18 protein-coding genes and 1 pseudogene are annotated in these 18,223 nt (G+C 71.3%); 7 read left to right on the plus strand and 12 right to left on the minus strand.

Annotated elements, in window-relative coordinates:
* Positions 1 to 292 precede the first annotated feature (292 nt).
* Positions 293 to 844: a VanZ family protein gene (locus tag ABS735_RS32150; protein ID WP_373901613.1), complete on the plus strand. Its 552-nt coding sequence runs from the start codon at positions 293 to 295 to the stop codon at positions 842 to 844.
* 95 nt (positions 845 to 939) lie between these two features.
* On the plus strand, positions 940 to 1,143 hold the full coding sequence (locus ABS735_RS32155) for a PspC domain-containing protein (RefSeq protein WP_003974070.1): 204 nt from the start codon (positions 940 to 942) through the stop codon (positions 1,141 to 1,143).
* Positions 1,144 to 1,224: 81 nt separating this feature from the next.
* Here the strand turns inward: ABS735_RS32155 and ABS735_RS32160 are convergent, their stop codons facing one another.
* Positions 1,225 to 1,593: an ATP-binding protein gene (locus ABS735_RS32160; RefSeq protein ID WP_373901612.1), complete on the minus strand. Its 369-nt coding sequence runs from the start codon at positions 1,591 to 1,593 to the stop codon at positions 1,225 to 1,227.
* 140 nt (positions 1,594 to 1,733) lie between these two features.
* Positions 1,734 to 2,903: an adenosine deaminase gene (locus ABS735_RS32165; protein WP_373901611.1), complete on the minus strand. Its 1,170-nt coding sequence runs from the start codon at positions 2,901 to 2,903 to the stop codon at positions 1,734 to 1,736.
* Between the two features lie 147 nt (positions 2,904 to 3,050).
* On the opposite strand from ABS735_RS32165, the gene ABS735_RS32170 reads away from it, so the two are divergent.
* Positions 3,051 to 3,812, plus strand: coding sequence for an alpha/beta hydrolase (locus ABS735_RS32170; protein WP_373901610.1), 762 nt, complete (start codon positions 3,051 to 3,053; stop codon positions 3,810 to 3,812).
* 20 nt (positions 3,813 to 3,832) lie between these two features.
* Here ABS735_RS32170 and ABS735_RS32175 read toward each other — a convergent pair whose 3' ends face one another.
* A complete protein-coding gene (locus tag ABS735_RS32175; protein ID WP_373901609.1) occupies positions 3,833 to 4,786 on the minus strand; it encodes a LysR family transcriptional regulator in 954 nt (317 codons plus the stop codon).
* A gap of 63 nt (positions 4,787 to 4,849) precedes the next feature.
* Here ABS735_RS32175 and ABS735_RS32180 point away from each other — a divergent pair, with 63 nt between their 5' ends.
* Positions 4,850 to 6,160 carry an MFS transporter gene (locus ABS735_RS32180; protein ID WP_373901608.1) on the plus strand — a complete coding sequence of 437 codons (1,311 nt, stop codon included), beginning with the start codon at positions 4,850 to 4,852 and terminating at the stop codon, positions 6,158 to 6,160.
* 129 nt (positions 6,161 to 6,289) lie between these two features.
* Positions 6,290 to 7,294 carry a sigma-70 family RNA polymerase sigma factor gene (locus ABS735_RS32185; protein ID WP_373901607.1) on the plus strand — a complete coding sequence of 335 codons (1,005 nt, stop codon included), beginning with the start codon at positions 6,290 to 6,292 and terminating at the stop codon, positions 7,292 to 7,294.
* Here the strand turns inward: ABS735_RS32185 and ABS735_RS32190 are convergent.
* A complete protein-coding gene (locus ABS735_RS32190) occupies positions 7,187 to 7,573 on the minus strand; it encodes an STAS domain-containing protein (RefSeq protein WP_373901606.1) in 387 nt (128 codons plus the stop codon). The genes ABS735_RS32185 and ABS735_RS32190 overlap by 108 nt on opposite strands.
* Before the next feature lie 141 nt (positions 7,574 to 7,714).
* Between ABS735_RS32190 and ABS735_RS32195 the strand changes: the two are divergent.
* Together ABS735_RS32195 and ABS735_RS32200 are read left to right on the plus strand one after the other, a co-directional pair.
* Positions 7,715 to 7,969, plus strand: a pseudogene (locus tag ABS735_RS32195) (hypothetical protein); the annotation flags it as partial.
* A 148-nt stretch (positions 7,970 to 8,117) separates the two neighbouring features.
* On the plus strand, positions 8,118 to 9,038 hold the full coding sequence (locus ABS735_RS32200) for an AEC family transporter (protein ID WP_373901605.1): 921 nt from the start codon (positions 8,118 to 8,120) through the stop codon (positions 9,036 to 9,038).
* A 1-nt stretch (position 9,039) separates the two neighbouring features.
* Here ABS735_RS32200 and ABS735_RS32205 read toward each other — a convergent pair whose 3' ends face one another.
* From ABS735_RS32205 to ABS735_RS32240, 8 genes are all read right to left on the minus strand, one after another.
* Positions 9,040 to 9,534: a Uma2 family endonuclease gene (locus tag ABS735_RS32205; protein WP_373901604.1), complete on the minus strand. Its 495-nt coding sequence runs from the start codon at positions 9,532 to 9,534 to the stop codon at positions 9,040 to 9,042.
* A 170-nt stretch (positions 9,535 to 9,704) separates the two neighbouring features.
* On the minus strand, positions 9,705 to 10,982 hold the full coding sequence (locus tag ABS735_RS32210) for a thymidine phosphorylase (RefSeq protein WP_373901646.1): 1,278 nt from the start codon (positions 10,980 to 10,982) through the stop codon (positions 9,705 to 9,707).
* A gap of 35 nt (positions 10,983 to 11,017) precedes the next feature.
* Positions 11,018 to 11,410 carry a cytidine deaminase gene (locus ABS735_RS32215; RefSeq protein ID WP_373901603.1) on the minus strand — a complete coding sequence of 131 codons (393 nt, stop codon included), beginning with the start codon at positions 11,408 to 11,410 and terminating at the stop codon, positions 11,018 to 11,020.
* Positions 11,407 to 12,681: an ABC transporter permease gene (locus ABS735_RS32220; RefSeq protein ID WP_373901602.1), complete on the minus strand. Its 1,275-nt coding sequence runs from the start codon at positions 12,679 to 12,681 to the stop codon at positions 11,407 to 11,409. The genes ABS735_RS32215 and ABS735_RS32220 overlap by 4 nt, the downstream gene beginning before the upstream one ends.
* Complete coding sequence (locus tag ABS735_RS32225) at positions 12,678 to 13,802, minus strand: ABC transporter permease (RefSeq protein WP_373901601.1); 1,125 nt, start codon at positions 13,800 to 13,802, stop codon at positions 12,678 to 12,680. Before ABS735_RS32225 ends, ABS735_RS32220 begins: the two co-directional genes overlap by 4 nt.
* Entirely contained in the window at positions 13,802 to 15,478 is a 1,677-nt protein-coding gene (locus ABS735_RS32230) for an ABC transporter ATP-binding protein (protein ID WP_373901600.1), read from the minus strand. Before ABS735_RS32230 ends, ABS735_RS32225 begins: the two co-directional genes overlap by 1 nt.
* A gap of 241 nt (positions 15,479 to 15,719) precedes the next feature.
* Entirely contained in the window at positions 15,720 to 16,766 is a 1,047-nt protein-coding gene (locus ABS735_RS32235) for a BMP family lipoprotein (protein WP_373901599.1), read from the minus strand.
* A 347-nt stretch (positions 16,767 to 17,113) separates the two neighbouring features.
* The gene (locus ABS735_RS32240) at positions 17,114 to 18,157 is read right to left on the minus strand and encodes a BMP family lipoprotein (protein WP_373901598.1); all 1,044 of its coding nucleotides are present in this window, start codon (positions 18,155 to 18,157) and stop codon (positions 17,114 to 17,116) included.
* Positions 18,158 to 18,223 lie beyond the last annotated feature (66 nt).

Consider the following 18,223-nt stretch of genomic DNA (forward strand, 5'->3'; position numbering starts at 1 on the left):
GCGCATGCCGCCGTGGGCCACGCACCGCAGTAGGCGCATGCCGCCGTGGGCCACGCACCGCAGTAGGCGCATGCCGCCGTGGGCCACGCACCGCAGTAGGCGCATGCCGCCGTGGGCCACGCACCGCAGTAGGCGCATGCCGCCGTGGGCCACGCACCGCGTGGGACCATGCGCCCGCGTCGGGCCACGCGCCGCGTCGGGCCACGCGCCGCGTGGGGCCATGTGGCGCAAGCCTCACCCTTGCGGGTCAGGGGCCGGAACCGCGCGCGGCGCGGGCCGCGTCTAGGGGGACGTGCAGCGTCATGGGTTCCCCGGCGGCAGCGTCGCGCTCCGCATCCGTGTGACAGGAAGTGTTCTCCTCGTCGCACATCTCGCGTTCGTCGCCTGGTACGCGCTGCGGCCGCTGGACGTTCCCTGGGTGCTGCCTCCGAACCTCGAGCCCTTCGCCGGGATCCGTGCCGACCTGGCGCTGGGCGGGCCCGAGGCCGCGCGTTCGCTCGGTGGCGGGCTGGCGCTGCTGGCGCCGCTGGGCGTCCTGCTGCCGATGGCCGGCGGGCGGTTGACCGTCTCGCCGCTGGCCTCCCTGCTGCGCACCATGGCCGCGGCCGCCCTGCTGTCGCTGGGCATCGAGCTGCTGCAGACCGGGGTGCCCGGTCAGGTCGTCGACATCGACTCGGTCCTGCTGAACACGGCGGGCGTGGCCCTGGCGCACCTCGCCGTCGTCCCGGCGGGCCGGGCCCGGATCCGTCGCCGGTACCGGCAGGGCGGGCGGGAGGACGTACCCCAGGAGGAGGTCGCTCAGGGTCGGACCCCGACGATTCCCAGGGTCGGTATCGCCCCGTAGAGCGACGCTTTGTGCCGTTCGTCTCCGTAGCGTGGAGGGCAGATGAAGGGGAAGCCGGAGGGCAGCCCCACCCACACGCTCACGAAGGAGCCGCGATGTCCAGCCTCGCCCGCCCCACCCATGGCCGCATGATCGGCGGAGTGTGCGCCGCGCTGGCCCGGCGCTTCGGCACCTCCGCCGGCACGATGCGGGTGATCTTCCTGGTCTCCTGCCTGCTGCCCGGCCCGCAGTTCCTGCTCTACCTGGCCCTGTGGATCCTGCTCCCGTCCGAGGAGAAGGCCGCCCGCACGGCCTGGTGACGACGTACCTCCCCTCTGGTACACCGATGGGGCGCACCCGGAGACCGGGTGCGCCCCATCGGCGCGTGGGGAAGGCGCGGGTCAGCCGCCGATCGGGAGACCGTTGACCGGCAGGCCCTGGGTGGGCAGCCCCTTCAGCGGCACCCCGCCGAGCAGCTTGGCGACCGGCTCGGTCGGGCCCTCGGCGAGCTGCTCGGCGACCACCTGCTCGACGACCGGCTGCGCGGCGGTCAGGCCGGTGCCGGAGATCCTGCGGCCCTGCTCCAGCACGTTGCCCGCGCCGGGCGCCACCTGGGAGACGGTCTCCGCGGGGAGGGTGCGGGCGACGGAGTCCACCGTCTGCGCGGTGTCCGGGAGCTCGGGGGCCGCGGTGGCCGCGCCCGCACCGGCGGCGGCGAAGGCGGCACCGAGGGCGGCGACACCGAGGGTCTTGGCAGCAGACTGCTTCATGAAAATGCGTCCTCGTAATGGGGTGACGGGGATGTGAGCGGTGCTCGACCGTAAACACGTTTCACCCCCGGCGGCAAACATCGAAATGCGGACGGATTGTGAAAGCCCGTCCGCGTTTCCGTATTACCGTCGCCCCACGATCACTCCTCGCCCTCCGAATAACCGCTGGTGGAGGCCGTCTGCTGGAACAGCCATTCGGACTTCAGCTCCGCATATCCGGGCTTGATGACGTCATTGATCATGGCCAGTCGTTCATCGAAAGGAATGAACGCTGATTTCATCGCATTGACGGAGAACCACTGCATGTCGTCGAGCGTGTAACCGAACGCCTCGACAAGGTGCTCGAATTCGCGGCTCATGCTGGTGTGGGACATCAGCCGGTTGTCGGTGTTGACGGTGGCCCGGAAGTGCAGTCGGCGCAGCAGCCCGATGGGGTGCTCGGCGTAGGAGTCCGCGGCACCGGTCTGGAGGTTGGAGCTGGGGCACAGCTCCAGCGGGATGCGCTTGTCCCGGACGTAGGAGGCGAGCCGTCCGAGCTTGACCGAGCCGTCCTCGTGGACCTGGATGTCGTCGATGATGCGCACGCCGTGCCCGAGCCGGTCGGCGCCGCACCATTGGAGGGCCTGCCAGATGGACGGCAGCCCGAAGGCCTCGCCGGCGTGGATGGTGAAGTGGTTGTTCTCCCGCTTCAGGTACTCGAAGGCGTCCAGGTGCCGGGTGGGCGGGTAGCCCGCCTCGGCGCCCGCGATGTCGAATCCGACCACGCCGAGATCGCGGTAGCGGTTGGCGAGTTCGGCGATCTCCAGGGAGCGGGCGGCGTGGCGCATCGCGGTGAGCAGGGCGCCGACCCGGATGCGGTGGCCGTTCTCCCGCGCGCGCCGCTCGCCCTCCCGGAAGCCCTCGTTGACGGCCTCGACGACCTCTTCGAGGGTCAGCCCCTTCTCCAGGTGCTGTTCGGGGGCGTACCGCACCTCGGCGTAGACGACGCCGTCCTCGGCGAGGTCCTCGGCGCACTCGGCGGCTACCCGGACCAGCGCGTCGCGGGTCTGCATGACGCCGACGGTGTGGGAGAAGGTCTCCAGGTACCGCTCCAGCGAACCGGAGTCGGCGGCCTGACGGAACCAGGCGCCGAGCCGGTCGGCGTCGGCCTCCGGGAGGCCCGAGTAGCCCGTGGCGCGGGCGAGTTCGGCGACCGTGCCGGGGCGCAGCCCGCCGTCGAGGTGATCGTGCAGCAGAACCTTCGGCGCCCGGCGGATGTGGTCCGGCGTCGGCGTCCTCTCGCTGGTCTTCGCGGTGCTCTGGCTCGTCATTTCCGCACTCTAACTCCTACGCGCGTAGAGCACCGGGCGAACGGCCGGACGCGTGGAGCGGTGACCCCGGCTTTACGGATCGGCCGATATGTAACGGTGATTGCGCGGACGGGTGGCGTACACCCGGTCTTCTGAGAATCTTCTGCCATGGCACAGCAAGCGACGCCGGTCCGTCGGGCCCGGCTGGGGCGGACGCTCGGTCCGGAGGGGACGGCGGTGAGCGGTGTGGTGCTGCTGCTCCCCGGGGGCGACGAGGTCTCCGACCGCAGGCCCTCCGCGCTGCTCGCGGCCGCGTCCGTACGCCCGTTGGGGCGCAGACTGGCACGCGCGGGCCGGGAGGAGGGGCTGGCCACGCATGTCGTGCACTACCGCTACCGCGGCTGGAACGGCGCCGAGGCGCATCTCGCCCGGGACGCCGAATGGGCCGCCGGTGAAGCGGTACGGCGCTACGGCGACGTGCCCCTGTGTCTGCTCGGCACCGGCATGGGCGGACGGGCGGCGTTGCGGGCGGCCGGGCACGAGGCCGTCAACTCGGTGCTGGCGATCGCCCCTTGGCTGCCGGAGGACGACGTGGCCGCGCCACCCGAACCGGTGAAACAGCTCGCCGGGCGGCAGGTGCTGATCGTGCACGGCACGAACGACGGGCGCAGCGACCCGGAGTTGTCGTTCCGGCTCGCCTCCCGGGCGAAGAAGGCGAACCGCTCCGTGTGCCGGTTCGAGGTGCATTCCGACGGCCACGGGCTGCGCCAGTACCGGGACGAAGTCGCCGCGCTGGCGGAGGACTTCGTGATGGGCGCACTGTTCGGGCAGTCCTTCTCGCGTCCCGTGGAGGATGCCCTGGCCGCTCCCCCGCCGCTGGGGCTGAGGATGCCGCTCGCGGCGGGGTTCGGGAAGTCGCTGCGGCGGTAGCACGCGGCCCGGCGGCGGGTTCAGGACGGCAGCAGGCTGCCCCGCCTCGACAGCAGGAACTTCTTGAACGCCGCCACGGGTGGCGTGTCCGTGCGGCCCGCCAGCCAGGCCACGCCGATCTCGCGGGCGGCGCGCGGGGCCGTGACCGTCAGTTCCACCACGCCGGGGCGGGGCACGGCGGGCGGCGGCAGCAGGGCGACACCGAGTCCGGCCGCGACCAGGCCGCGCAGCGTCTCCGCCTCCTCGCCCTCGAAGGCGACCTTGGGCCGGAAACCGGCCTCCTTGCACAGGGCGTCGGTGATGCGGCGCAGGCCGTAGCCGGGTTCCAGGGTCACGAAGATCTCGTCGGCGGCCTCGGCGAGGCGGATGCGCCTGCGTCCGGCCAGGGAGTGGTCGGCCGGGACGACCAGGCGCAGCTTCTGCTCGTCGAGGCGGCGGGCGACCAGGTCGGGGGCGTCGGGGACCGGCGAGGTCAGGCAGAGGTCCAGCTCCCCCGCGCGCAGCCGCTCCAGCATGGCCTCGCCGTAGTTCTGCACGAGGCTGAAGCGGACGCGGGGGTGGTCGGCGCGGAAGGCGTGCAGCAGGCCGGGGACGGTCTCGGCGCCCATGGTGTGCAGGAAGCCGAAGGCGACCTTGCCGGTGGCCGGGTCGGCGTCGGCGCGGACCTCGTCGGCGGCGCGCTCGACCTCGGCGAGGGCGCGTTCGACGGAGCCGAGGAAGGTGCGCCCGGCGACGGTCAGCGCGAGGGTGCGGCCACGGCGCACGAACAGGTCGACGCCGAGATCCTCCTCCAGGCGGACGAGGGCCCGGGAGAGGGTGGACTGGGGGACGTTCATCTCCTGGGCGGCGCGGGTGACGTGCTCGGTGCGGGCCACGCCGGCGAAGTGCGCGAGGCGGGGCGCGAGCAGCGCGACGATGTCTTCTGTGTCACCGGACGGTGACAGGCGGGGCCCTGAGCTTTGCTGATGCACCATGGGAACGATTATGGCCATTCCATGCATTGGACGGATGAGTAAGGGGCTTCGTACCTTCGTGGCATGACTCCCGCCGATACCGGGGCGTCCACCAGCGTGGACGCCGCGCCCGCAGTCTCCGCCCCCGATGTCCCCGAGACGCCCGACTCGCGCATGGCCCCGGGCGGCCCCGGCTACCGCCGGATGAGTCTCGCGCTGTTCCTGGCGGGCGTCGCGACCTTCGCGCTCCTGTACTCCACCCAGGCCCTGCTGCCGCTGATCTCGGGCGACATGGGCGTCACGGCGAGCGACGCGAGCTGGACGGTGGCCGCCGCGACCGGTGGCCTCGCGGTGTTCGTGCTGCCGATGAGCGCGCTGTCGGAGCGGTTCGGCCGGCGTACGGTCATGACGGGCTCGCTGGCGGTCGCGGTGACCGTCGGCCTGCTGGTGCCCTTCGCCCCGTCGCTGCCGGCGCTGGTCGCGCTGCGGGCGGTGCAGGGCGCGGCGCTGGCGGGGCTGCCGGCCTCGGCGACGGCGTATCTCGCGGAGGAGGTGCGGCCGCGGGCGCTGGTCACCGCGATCGGCCTGTTCGTGGCGGGCAACAGCGTCGGCGGGATGAGCGGCCGGGTCATCACCGGCTGGGTCGCCCAGGAGTGGGGCTGGCGGGTCGCCGTCGGGATCATCGGTCTCGTCGCGGTGGCGTGCGCGGTGGCCTTCCGGCTGCTGCTGCCGGCGCCGAAGCACTTCACGCCGGGCTCGCTGCGCCCGCGGGTCCTGGTCCGCACGGTCCGCGACCACCTCGCCGACCCGCTGCTGCGCCGCCTGTACGCGATCGGCGCGCTGTTCATGACGGTGTTCGGCGGCGTCTACACGGTGATCGGCTACCGCCTGACGGAGGCGCCGTTCTCGCTGCCGCAGGGCCTGATCGGCTCGATCTTCCTGGTCTACCTGGTCGGCACGGTCTCGGCGTCGACGGCGGGCCGCCTGGTGGGCCGCCTCGGCCGCCGCGGGGCGCTGTACCTGGGGGCCGGTACGACGGCCGCGGGTCTGCTGCTGTCCCTGGCGCCGTCGCTGCCGCTGGTCCTGCTGGGCCTGGTGCTGATCACGGCGGGCTTCTTCGCCGGGCACGCGGTGGCCTCCTCGGCGGTCGGCAAGACCGCTCAGCACGGCCGCGCCCAGGCCTCGGCACTGTACCAGTCCGCCTACTACGTGGGTTCCAGCGCGGGCAGCACGGTCGGTGCGGTGGCCTTCCACTCCGGCGGCTGGGCCGGGACGGTCGCGGTGGGGGTCCTCGCGGTGCTGGGCGTCGTGGCGATCACGGTGTCCGGATCGCTGGCCGCCCGCCGCCAGGCAGGCGGCGCCGCCCCTGTGAAGGCGCTGAGCCTGTCCCGCTGAGGCTTGCGCGCACCCTCTGCGACCTGCGGCTTCTTTGACTGCACAGGCCATTGTCAGTCCCCTGCGGTAGCTTCCGAAGTGCGAGGCGCGAAGACGCGCACGACGGGACGCCACAGGGGTGGGTGGACGATGACCAACGGCACCGTGACGACGGAGCTGGACTCCGCGCTGGAGAAGCACCGGCCCGAGCTGACGGGGTACTGCTACCGGATGCTCGGTTCCTCCTTCGAGGCCGAGGACGCGGTGCAGGACACGCTGGTCCGCGCCTGGCGGAGCTACGACAAGTTCGAGGGCCGCTCCAGCCTGCGCTCCTGGCTGTACCGGATCGCGACCAACGTCTGCCTGGACATGCTGAGCGCGGGCAACAAGCGGGCGCGCCCGATGGACCTGACGGAGTCGACGCCGCTCGCCCAGGCCGCGCTGTCCCCCCGCCCGGACCACACCTGGCTGGAGCCGATGCCCGACGCCCGCGTGCTGCCGCAGACCGCCGACCCGGCCGAGGCCGCGGTCGCCAAGGAGTCGGTGCGGCTCGCCTTCATGGCCGCCCTGCAGCAGCTGCCGCCCAAGCAGCGGGCGGTGCTGATCCTGCGCGAGGTGCTGGCGTGGAAGGCGAGCGAGGTCGCCGAGCTGCTCGGCACGTCGGTCGCCTCCGTCAACAGCGCCCTGCAGCGCGCCCGCGCGACGCTCGCCGAGCGGGAGGACCGGGGGGCCGACGCGGCGGTGTCCGACCCGCTGGACGAGGAGCAGCAGAAGCTCCTGGAACGCTACGTCGCGGCCTTCGAGGGCTACGACATGACGGCGCTGACGGCCCTCCTGCACGAGGACGCGGTCATGACGATGCCGCCGTTCGACCTGTGGCTGGCCGGTCCGGCGGACATCACCGGCTTCATGACCACGCTCGGCGCCGCGTGCGCGGGCTCCCGGCTGCTGCGGGTGGAGGCCAACGGGCTGCCGGCCTTCGCGCACTACAAGCCGGACCCGGAGGCGGGCGGCTTCGCGCCGTGGGCGGTCCAGGTGCTGGAGATCTCAGACGGCCGCATCACCGGGTTCCACTGCTTCCTCGACACCAAGCGGTGGTTCCCGCTGTTCGACCTGCCGCTCCGTCTCGAAGCGGAGGCCGACGAGGTCCAGTAAGGCGTGCAGGGCCGGATCGGGGTCACGCAGCCTGATCCGGCCCCCGGCCCGCCGGGCGGTGAGCTCCAGGCGGGCCAGCAGGTCGACGACGGCGAGCCCCGGTGGCCCTAGACCGCCGACGTCGCAGACGACCACCCCGGCCCGGGTGGTTTCCAGCAGCGCGCGCACCTCGTCGCAGAACCGGGGCGTCTCCCCTCGGGAGACAGGCCCCGGCAGCACGAGTACGGCGGGTGTCACGGCGTCCACGTGCGGTAGACCCGGCGTGCCACCGGAACTCATCGGTGCCGGGCCCGTCGGGGATCACATTGACCTGCGCGTGCCCTCCAACAGAGGGTCGGGAACTGCTGGCCGTTGACTGCGCAGGGTGCTCTGGGGCGCATGGGTGAGCCCGGTGGTGCGGCAGGAGGGCTCCGAGTCCGCCTCCAGTCGTTGGAGGCGGGGGTGCGGACCCTGCGGCACCGGCTGTCGCTGCCGATCGGTGAGAACGGCTCGAAGCGCGCTCCTGGCGGGTATCGCAGTCGGCGGGAGTGGCATGCGAAGGCCCGGCGCCTGCACGTTCTGGAGGACCGGCTGGCACGGGCACGCGCGGACTGGGCGGCCGGGAGGGTACACGTGGTGCGCGGCGGCAAACGGCTGGCCCGCCTCAGGCACCAGCTGCCCGACGTCGGACTCACCAACACCGTTCGGGGTGCCCGCAGCGGGCAGGAATGGGTCCAGGACTCACTCCTGCTCACTGAATAGCTACGGTTCGCTGTATGCCCCACATACCCCGTCCCGCCTCCGCGCCGCCCGGCACCCGCGTCCGTGTCCGGGAGGGGGCGACGTGCAGGGGGTGCTGACCGGGTTCGCGGTCATCGCGGTGGTGATCGGGGTCGGCTATGTGCTCGGCCTGCGCGGCCATCTCGGCCCCCAGGGCCGCGAGGTGCTGACCAAGCTGGCCTTCCACGTGGCGTCACCGGCCCTGCTGTTCACGACCCTCGCGACGGCCGACCTGTCGGTGGTCTTCTCCGCGCGGCTGCTCGTGACGGCCCTGTCCACGGTGGCGGTGGCCGGTGCGTTCGTCGCGGTGGGCGTCGTACGCGGCTGGGGCGTGGGCCGTACGACGATCGGTGCGCTCTGCTCCGGCTACGTCAACTCCGGGAACCTCGGCATCCCGATCGCCGTGTACGTCCTGGGCGACGCCTCGCTGGTGGCGCCGGTGCTGCTGTTCCAGCTGGTGCTGGTGACACCGGTCGCGGTGACGATCCTGGACCTGTCGCGCGGCGGTGGCGAGGGCACCCTGTGGCGGCGGCTGCTGACTCCGCTGCGCAATCCGATCGCGCTGGGTTCGCTCGCCGGGGTCGCGGTGGCCGCGAGCGGGCTCAGGGTGCCGGGAGCGGTCATGGACCCGGTGACGCTGATCGGCAACATGTCGGTCCCGGCGGTGCTGCTGGCCTTCGGCATCGGCCTGTGCGGCTCCACGATGCCGCTGCGGGGCGTGGAACGGCGGCCGGTGCTGCTCGCGGTCGCGCTGAAGGCGGTGGGCCAGCCCGCGGTGGCCTGGGCGCTGGCGTCGGGCGTCTTCGGTCTGCGGGGCGCCCAACTGCTCGACGTGGTGGTGACGTCGGCACTGCCCGCCGCGCAGAACCTGTACACGTACGCGTCGACCTACGGGGTGGGCGAGCGACTGGCCCGCGACGCGATCCTGGTCTCGACGGTGGTGTCCGTGCCGGTGCTGGTGGGGGTGGCGGCGGTGTTGGGGTGAGTCACCGTGCTGGCGGCGTGGCGATCTCCAGAGTGCAGCCGAAGGGCTCCGGCAGCGTGACCGGAGTACCGACGCTCCCGCTGCGCAGGACGCGATAGGCCCCGTCCTCGGGCTCACCGTAGAGGGTGACCGTCGGGCCGCCCGGGGCCAGGCCGTCGACGAGGAGGTACAGCGGGACGCCCGCTTCCGCGTAGCCCGCGAGTTTGCGGGTTCGGTCGTTGGTGGCCGTAGCCCTGGAGGTGACCTCCCCGACCAGTTCCGCCCTGGAGGCGGGGATGAGCTGTTCGTCCCCGGCACGCAGCGCCGCACGCGCCACCACGGCGAGGTCCGGCACGTAGAGGCCGAGCCTGGCCGGTACGGTCAGAGGCAGCCGCTGGTAGATCCCCCACTCGTCCGGGATCACGTCGTAGAGGCGTCGCTGTACGCGTTCGGCGACGAGGTTGTGCCCGACGGAGGAAAGCGGTGCGACCGTGATCAGCCCTTCGACGATCTCCACCTTGCAGGCTTTGGGTGCCTCCGTCCGGCGTCAGACCCAGACGAGTTCGTCCCAGGCGTTGTCGGCCAGGATGTAGTCGCCCTCGATTTCCCGCATGCGGGCAGTCAACATGCCGAACGGGACCGGCGGGGGCCCACCGGTCCCGTTCACTCGATCGGGGAAGCCCCTGATCAGGCGATACGTTCCCGCACGACCGGCGACGCCGTGAAGTCCGTGCCGGCCGGGGCCACGTCGTACGCGCCCTCCACCGCCGCGAGCGCGTACTCGAAGCGGTCCGGGGTGTCCGTGTGGAGGGTGAGGAGGGGCTGGCCCGCGGTGACCGTGTCGCCGGGCTTGGCGTGGAGTTCGACGCCCGCGGCGGCCTGCACCGGGTCCTCCTTGCGGGCGCGGCCCGCGCCCAGGCGCCAGGCGGCGACGCCGATGTCGTAGGCGTCGAGGCGGGTCAGGACGCCGGAGGAGGCGGCCTTCACCACGTGCTGTTCCTTCGACGTGGGCAGCGTGGCGTCCGGGTCGCCGCCCTGGGCCGCGATCATGCGGCGCCAGACGTCCATCGCGGAGCCGTCGGCCAGCGCCTTCGCCGGGTCGGCGTCCTTCAGGCCCGCCGCGTCGAGCATCTCGCGGGCCAGGGCGAGGGTCAGCTCGACCACGTCGGAGGGGCCGCCGCCGGCCAGGACCTCGACGGACTCGCGGACCTCCAGGGCGTTGCCCGCGGTGAGACCGAGGGGCGTGGCCATGTCGGTGAGGAGCGCGACCGTCTTCACGCCGTGGTCGGTGCCGAGGCCGACCATCGTGGACGCCAGCTCCCGCGCGTCCTCGATCGTCTTCATGAAGGCGCCGGAGCCCACCTTCACGTCGAGGACCAGCGAACCGGTGCCCTCCGCGATCTTCTTCGACATGATCGAGGAGGCGATCAGCGGGATCGCCTCGACCGTGCCCGTCACGTCGCGCAGCGCGTACAGCTTCTTGTCGGCGGGCGCGAGACCGTCGCCCGCCGCGCAGATCACCGCGCCGGTGGTGTCCAGGACGTTCAGCATCTCCTCGTTGGACAGCAGCGCGCGCCAGCCGGGGATCGACTCCAGCTTGTCGAGCGTGCCGCCGGTGTGGCCGAGGCCGCGGCCGGAGAGCTGCGGGATGGCCGCGCCGCACGCCGCCACCAGGGGCGCGAGCGGCAGGGTGATCTTGTCGCCGACGCCGCCCGTGGAGTGCTTGTCGGCGGTCGGGCGGGACAGGGACGAGAAGTCCATGCGCTCGCCCGAGTTGATCATCGCGGCCGTCCAGCGGGCGATCTCGCCGCGGTTCATGCCGTTGAGCAGGATCGCCATCGCGAGCGACGCCATCTGCTCGTCGGCCACCTCGCCGCGCGTGTAGGCGTCGATGACCCAGTCGATCTGCTCGCCACTGAGCTCGCCGCGGTCCCGCTTGGTGCGGATGACGGAGATGACGTCCATGGCCATACCTGGCTCTTCCTAACGGTCGTGCGGGATTACTTCGTGAGGTGGTCGGGGCCGAAGGCCTGCGGGAGCATCCGGGACAGGGGCAGGACCCCCTCCGGGGTCTCCAGCAGCAGCTCCGGGCCGCCGAACTCGAACAGCAACTGCCGGCAGCGGCCGCAGGGGACGAGTACCTCCCCCTCGCCGTCGACGCACACGAAGTGCGTCAGCCGGCCCCCGCCGGTCAGCTGCAGCTGGGAGACGAGACCGCACTCGGCGCACAGGCCGATGCCGTAGCTGGCGTTCTCCACGTTGCAGCCGGTGACGGTGCGGCCGTCGTCGACCAGGGCGGCGGCACCCACGGCGTACCCCGAGTAGGGGGCGTACGCCCGGGACATCGCGTCCCGGGCCGCCGTGCGCAGGGCCGCCCAGTCGACGCCGGTCACTTGCCCTGCCCCTTCCGGTACTGCATGCCGTCCGCCTTGGGCATCCGCAGCCGTTGCGCGGACAGGGCGAGGACGACGAGGGTGACGACGTAGGGCGTGGCGGAGACGACCTGGTTGGGGACCTCGTTGGTGCCGGCGTACCAGGCGAAGACCAGGGCGCCGATGACGAACGTGATCGCGGCCTTGACGTACTTCTTGCGGATCGCCAGCCAGATGGCGCCGGCGAGCAGCAGCAGCGCGCCGAGCAGGAGCAGGGCGTGCACGTTGGCGGAGCCGCCGCGCAGGTTGAGGCTGTCGGTGTAGCCGAAGAGGCCGGCGCCGATGGCGAGGCCGCCCGGCATCCAGTTGCCGAAGATCATCGCGGCGAGGCCGATGTAGCCGCGGCCGCTGGTCTGGCCCTCCAGGTAGAAGGGGTTGGCCACGATGGAGAGGAAGACACCGCCGAGGCCGGCCAGGCCGCCGGAGATGATCACGGCCAGATACTTGTACTTGTAGACGTTGACGCCGAGGGACTCGGCGGCGATCGGGTTCTCGCCGCAGGAGCGCAGGCGCAGGCCGAACGGGGTGCGCCACAGGATCCACCAGGTGGCGGGGACCAGGGCGACCGCGATCAGGGTGAGCCAGGAGACGTTCGTGACCAGGCCGCCGAGCAGCCCGGCGATGTCCGAGACGAAGAACCAGTGCTGGTCGTTGAGGCTGTCCAGCCAGTCGGACAGGCCCGGGATCGAGAAGTGCCCGAGGGAGTCGACCGGCGGGGACTGCTTGGCCGAGCCGCCCTGGTGGCCCTCGAAGGCGAGCGGGGCGAGGTAGCGGGTGGCGCCGAGGGCGAGGATGTTGATGGCCACGCCGGAGACGATGTGGTTGACGTTGAAGGTGATCGTCACGATGGCGTGCAGCAGGCCGCCGAGGCAGCCGCCGACGATGCCGACGAGGACGCCGGTCCACGGGCCCCACTGGAAGCCGGCCCAGGCACCGAACCAGGTGCCGAGGATCATCATGCCCTCGAGGCCGATGTTGACGACGCCCGCGCGCTCGGCCCACAGACCGCCGAGACCGGCGAGGCCGATCGGCACGGCGAGCTGGAGCGCGGTGGACATCTGGCTGACGTTGGTGATGCCGTTGGCGCCCGTGATCAGGCGGACGATCGAGGTCAGCGCCAGGGCTCCGGCGATGACCAGGAGCAGCACGGGCCACGACATGCGGCGGCCGGTCGGCGCCCCGGGCTGCAGCGAGGGCTGGTTGACGTCGGTCGCTGTGGTCGGAGCGGTCATCGGCCGGCCACCTCCTTCTTCGAGTTGTCGGTGGCGCCGAGGACGTGACCGGCGGCCAGCTCCGCGCCGACCCGGCGCTGCTGGCGGCGCAGGCCCCACTCACGGACGGCCTCGTAGGAGACGACGACCGAGAGGACGATCAGGCCCTGCATGATGACCGCGATCTCCTTGTCGAAGCCGTGGTAGTCCAGCTCGGGCGAGGCCTTGTCGAGCCAGGCCCACAGCAGGGCGGCGAAGGCGATGCCGACCGGGCTGTTGCGGCCGAGCAGGGCGATGCCGATGCCGAGGAAGCCGACCCCGGTGGGGAAGTTGAGGTTGTAGGTGTGGGCGTCGCCCATCAGGATCGGCAGGCCCGCGAGACCGGCGAGGGCGCCGGAGATGAGCATCGCGGTGAGCACCATGCGCTTGGGGTCGACGCCGCTGGCCGCGGCGGCGGACTCGGAGGCGCCGGAGGCGCGCAGGTCGAAGCCGAAGCGGGTGCGGTTGAGGACGATCCAGTAGCCGATACCGAGGAGGACGGCGAGGACCAGCAGGCCGTAGATCTCGCCGGCCGCCCCCATGTCGAAGCCGGGGATCCAGCCGGACTCGTGCATCTCGCCGGTGGTGCTGTTGTTGCCGACCTTGACGCCGAAGACGTCCGGCTTCCACATGTAGACGATGAGCGAGGTGGCGATCGCGTTGAGCATGATCGTCGCGACCACCTCGCTGACGCCGCGGGTGACCTTGAGGACACCGGCGATGCCGGACCAGAAGGCACCGGTGAGGACGGCGGTCAGGAGCAGCAGCGGGACCTGGAGGAACGCCGGCAGGTTCGCGTGGGCGCCGACGACGGCGGCCATGAAGGCGCCGAGCTGGTACTGGCCGTCCACGCCAATGTTGAACAGGTTCATCCGGAAGCCGATGGCCACCGCGAGGGCCGCGATGTAGTACAGCGAGGCCTGGTTGACGATCAGGACCTGGATGTCGGAGAAACCGGCCTGCTCGAGCATGAGGGCGAACGGTTCGACCGGGTTCTTGCCCGAGGCGATCAGGACGATCGCGCTGAGCACGAAGGCCACGGCGAGCGCGATGACCGGTCCGGCCACCGCGAGGAGCACGCGCTCCTTGTCGAACTTCTTCATCAGCGGGCCTCGTCTTCCGGAGACTCGGGGGACTCAGGAGTCTCGGGGGACTTGAGTGACTTGGACGGCTCGGACGGCTCGGACGGCTCGGAGGCGTCCGGCGACTTCGGCGACTTCGGCGACTTCGACACGTCGGCCGGGGCGGCCGGGGTCTCGGGGGTCTCTTCGTCCTCCAGGTGTCCGGAGGCGGCGCCGGTCATCGCCGAACCGAGCGCCTCGGGGGTGATGGTGGCCGGGTCGGCGTCCGCGACCAGCTTGCCGTCGTAGATCACGCGGAGGGTGTCGGACAGGCCGATCAGCTCGTCCAGGTCGGCGGAGATCAGCAGTACGGCCAGACCCTCGCGGCGGGCCTCGCGGATGTGGTCCCAGATCGCGGCCTGCGCGCCGACGTCCACACCGCGGGTGGGGTGGGCGGCGATGAGGAAGCGCGGCTTGTGGCTCATCTCGCGGCCGACGATCAGCTTCTGCTGGTTGCCGCCGGAGAGCGAGGCCGCGGTGACGTCGATGCCGGGGGTGCGGACGTCGTACGTCTCGACGATGCGGCGGGTGTCCTGCTGGGCGCTCTTCAGGTCCAGCCAGACGCCCTTGCTGTTGGGCTTCTCGGTGACGTGGCCGAGGATGCGGTTCTCCCAGAGGGGGGCCTCCAGGAGCAGTCCGTGGCGGTGGCGGTCCTCGGGGATGTAGCCGACGCCCTGCTCGCGGCGCTTGCGGGTGGGCAGCGCGGTGATGTCCTGGTCGAGGAAGCGGATGCTGCCGGAGTCGGCGTGGCGCAGGCCGATGAGCGCGTCGACCAGCTCGGTCTGGCCGTTGCCCTCGACGCCGGCGATGCCCAGTACCTCACCGGCGTGGATGGTGAAGGAGATGTCGTCGAGCAGGGCCTTGCCGCTCGGCGCGGCCAGGCGCAGCGTGTCGACGGTGAGGACCGGCTGGTCGGTGACCGTGGACTCCGCCGTCTGAGGGGTGGGCAGTTCGCTGCCGACCATCAGCTCGGCGAGCTGGCGGGGCGTCGTCCCGGCGGGGACGGCCGTACCGACCGTCGTGCCGCGGCGGATGACGGTGATCTCGTCGGCGACCGAGAGGACCTCGCCCAGCTTGTGGGAGATGAAGATGACGGACAGGCCCTCGGCCTTCAGCTCGCGCAGGTTGTCGAAGAGGGCGTCCACCTCCTGCGGCACCAGGACGGCCGTGGGCTCGTCGAGGATCAGCGTGCGGGCGCCGCGGTAGAGGACCTTGAGGATCTCCACGCGCTGGCGGGCGGCGACGCCGAGCTCCTCGACCAGGACGTCGGGGCGCACGCCGAGGCCGTACCGCTCGGAGATCTCCTTGATCTTCCGGCGGGCCCTGCCGCCGATGCCGTACAGCTTCTCGCTGCCGAGGACCACGTTCTCGAGGACCGTGAGGTTGTCGGCGAGCATGAAGTGCTGGTGGACCATGCCGATGCCGCGGGCGATGGCGTCGGCGGGCGAGGAGAAGGCCACCTTCTCGCCGTCGACCGCGATGGTGCCCTCGTCCGGCTTCTGCATGCCGTAGAGGATCTTCATCAGCGTCGACTTGCCGGCGCCGTTCTCGCCGACGAGGGCGTGGACGGTGCCCTTGCGGACGGTGAGGTGGATGTCGTGGTTGGCCACGACTCCGGGGAAACGCTTGGTGATCCCGGCGAGTTCGACGGCGGTCACCGAATCGTTGACCGCCGCTCCGGCCGGAGGGCTGCTGGACGCGTTGATGGCGCACTCTCCTGGGGACGGGGGCCGTCTACGCGCGTAGCGCCCCTACGGCATCTAAAAGCGGCGGCGGCACATCGACACGACGGGGTACGAGGAGGGCGACTCTCTCGGGCCGCTCTTCCCGTACCCCGCCGCGCGGCGCAACCGGCGCGGTTACACGCTGTTCGAGGTGTTGCAGGTGCTACTCAGCCGTTCAGCTGCTCTTGACCTTGATCTCGCCGCTGATGATCTTCTCCTTGGCCGTCTTGATGGCTGCCTGGAGCTCGGCGTCGTCCGCGAACTTCGGGTTGGAGTCCGAGAGACCGACCTCGCCGGACTTCAGATCGCCCCGAACGATACCGGTCTCCGGCTTGCCGTCCTCGACCGACTTCGCGAGGTTGTACACCGCCGACGCGACGTCCTTCGTGGCCGAGGTCAGGATGTAGTCCTTGTACTTGGCGAGGGCTTCCTGCTTGTACTGGTCGGAGTCGACGCCGATCGCCCAGACCTTGTTGGCGGCGGCGGCCTCGATCACGCCCTGGCCGGAGAGACCGGCCGCCGCGTAGACGACGTCGGCCTTCTTCTCGATCTGGCCCTCGGCGGCGGTCTTGCCCTTGTCGGGGCTGGCGAAGCCGCCCTCCTCCGCGGTCTGCGTGAGGTACTGCGAGACGACCTTGACCTTGGGGTCGGTGTCCTTGACGCCCTGCTCGTAGCCGGCCTGGAACTTGTGGATCAGCGGGATGTTCACGCCGCCCACGAAGCCGACCGTCTTGGTCTTGGTGCTCTTGGCCGCGGCGACACCGGCGAGGTAGGAGGCCTCCTCCTCGTTGAAGACCAGGTCGGCCACGTTCTTCGCCTCGATCGTGGCGTCGTCCACGATGCCGAAGGTGGTGTCCGGGTACTTCTCCGCGGCGGCCTTCAGCGGCGCCGCGTACGCGTAGCCGACACCGACGACCGGGTTGTAGCCCTGCTTGGCCAGGGAGACGAGACGCTGTTCCTTGTCGGCGTCGGTCTCGCCGTCGGTGGGCTCGATGTCGTCGGTCTTGTAGCCGAACTCCTTCTTGGCCTGCTCCAGGCCTCGGTACGCGGCGTCGTTGAAGGACTGGTCGCCCTTGCCGCCGACGTCGTACGCGATGGCGAGGCCCTTGTCCCCCTTGGACTCCGAACCGGAGTCGGTCGAGGTACCACCGCAGGCGGCGAGGGCGAGGGCCAGGGAGGCGGTCGCTGCGCCTGCGACCGTGATCCGGGAAATCCGGCGCATGTCTGGTGCTCCTGTCGTACAAGCGCCGGGGACGGTACGGCTGCGGCGCTGGCTTTCGCCGCAGATTAACGCGCGTAGACCTGCCTGAAAACCCCTTCTGTCCACCTTGTTATCCGCCCGTGAGCAAGGGGACGCGAATGGGGGTATCGGGCTTGCCGGACGCAAACGGGGGGTGGCGGAGGGTGACGCCCGGGCCCCCGGGGCACGGCACGTGGAGGGTGCGCCGGGGGCCCCGGCGTCCCGGCACGTCGAGGGTGCGCCGGGACCCCGGCGTCCCGGCGCACCGAAGCGGACGGATGCCCGGGGCGCCCGTCCGCTTCGTCGGCTTGTGCACCGCGCCGTCGCGGTTACTCCGTCGCGACCTTGATGGAGCCGTCGACGATGCCCGCCTTGGCCTTCTCCACGGCCTCCTTGGCACCCGGGACCTCGGCGAACTTCGGGTTGCTGTCGGACAGGCCCACGCCGTCGGACTTCAGGTCGAAGGTGTGGGTGCCGGTGAGCGGCTTGCCGTCCTCGACGGACTTGGCCAGCGCGAAGACCGCGCCGTCGATGTCCTTGAGGGCGGAGGTCAGGATGGAGTCCTTGTACTTGGCGAGGGCTTCCTGCTTGTACTGGTCGGAGTCGACGCCGATCGCCCAGATCTTCGCCTTGGCGGCGGCCTCGATCACGCCCTGGCCGGACAGGCCGGCCGCCGCGTAGACGACGTCGGCCTTCTTCTCGATCTGGCCCTCGGCGGCGGCCTTGCCCTTGTCGGGGCTGGCGAAGCCGCCCTCCTCCGCGGTCTGCGTCAGGTACTGCGAGACGACCTTGACCTTGGGGTCGGTGTCCTTGACGCCCTGCTCGTAGCCGGCCTGGAACTTGTGGATCAGCGGGACGTTCACACCGCCCACGAAGCCGACCGTGTTCGTCTTGGTGGCCTTGGCGGCGCTGACACCGGCCAGGTAGGACGCCTCGTTCTCGGCGAAGACGAGGGACGCCACGTTCTTGCCCTCGACCACGGAGTCGACGATGCCGAAGGTGGTGTCCGGGTACTTGGCGGCGACGGCCTTCATCGCCGTGCCGTAGGCGAAGCCGACGCCGATCACCGGGTTGTAGCCCTGCTTCGCCAGCGAGGACAGCCGCTGCTCCTTGTCGGCGTCCGTCTCACCGTCGGTGGGCTCGATGTCGTCGGTCTTGTAGCCGAACTCCTTCTTGGCCCGCTCCAGACCCCGGTACGCGGCGTCGTTGAAGGACTGGTCGCCCTTGCCGCCGACGTCGTACGCGATGGCGAGGCCCTTGTCGCCGCCGTCGTCGCCGCCGCTCTCACTGCTGGTGCCGCCGCAGGCCGTGGCGGCGAGTGCGAGCGATGCGACTCCCACCGCGACGCGGGTCAGTCTCGATATCCGACGCATCTGAAGTTCCCCATTCTCCAAAGCCCCGCAGCGGGCGCTCGGTTCGGCGCAGATTAACGCGCGTAG

Source organism: Streptomyces sp. MMCC 100, assembly GCF_041538145.2.
In the GTDB taxonomy this organism is placed as follows: Bacteria; Actinomycetota; Actinomycetes; order Streptomycetales; family Streptomycetaceae; genus Streptomyces.

Excerpts from the sequence above, each read along its gene's own strand:
- ABS735_RS32210 (WP_373901646.1), bottom strand. The coding sequence starts at position 10,982 with ATGGACGTCATCTCCGTCATCCGCACCAAGCGGGACCGCGGCGAGCTC.
- ABS735_RS32165 (WP_373901611.1), bottom strand. The coding sequence starts at position 2,903 with ATGACGAGCCAGAGCACCGCGAAGACCAGCGAGAGGACGCCGACGCCG.
- ABS735_RS32235 (WP_373901599.1), bottom strand. The coding sequence starts at position 16,766 with ATGCGCCGGATTTCCCGGATCACGGTCGCAGGCGCAGCGACCGCCTCC.
- ABS735_RS32170 (WP_373901610.1), top strand. The coding sequence starts at position 3,051 with ATGGCACAGCAAGCGACGCCGGTCCGTCGGGCCCGGCTGGGGCGGACG.
- ABS735_RS32160 (WP_373901612.1), bottom strand. The coding sequence starts at position 1,593 with ATGAAGCAGTCTGCTGCCAAGACCCTCGGTGTCGCCGCCCTCGGTGCC.
- ABS735_RS32225 (WP_373901601.1), bottom strand. The coding sequence starts at position 13,802 with ATGAAGAAGTTCGACAAGGAGCGCGTGCTCCTCGCGGTGGCCGGACCG.
- ABS735_RS32190 (WP_373901606.1), bottom strand. The coding sequence starts at position 7,573 with ATGAGTTCCGGTGGCACGCCGGGTCTACCGCACGTGGACGCCGTGACA.
- ABS735_RS32240 (WP_373901598.1), bottom strand. The coding sequence starts at position 18,157 with ATGCGTCGGATATCGAGACTGACCCGCGTCGCGGTGGGAGTCGCATCG.
- ABS735_RS32185 (WP_373901607.1), top strand. The coding sequence starts at position 6,290 with ATGACCAACGGCACCGTGACGACGGAGCTGGACTCCGCGCTGGAGAAG.
- ABS735_RS32155 (WP_003974070.1), top strand. The coding sequence starts at position 940 with ATGTCCAGCCTCGCCCGCCCCACCCATGGCCGCATGATCGGCGGAGTG.
- ABS735_RS32180 (WP_373901608.1), top strand. The coding sequence starts at position 4,850 with ATGACTCCCGCCGATACCGGGGCGTCCACCAGCGTGGACGCCGCGCCC.
- ABS735_RS32175 (WP_373901609.1), bottom strand. The coding sequence starts at position 4,786 with ATGGTGCATCAGCAAAGCTCAGGGCCCCGCCTGTCACCGTCCGGTGAC.
- ABS735_RS32220 (WP_373901602.1), bottom strand. The coding sequence starts at position 12,681 with ATGACCGCTCCGACCACAGCGACCGACGTCAACCAGCCCTCGCTGCAG.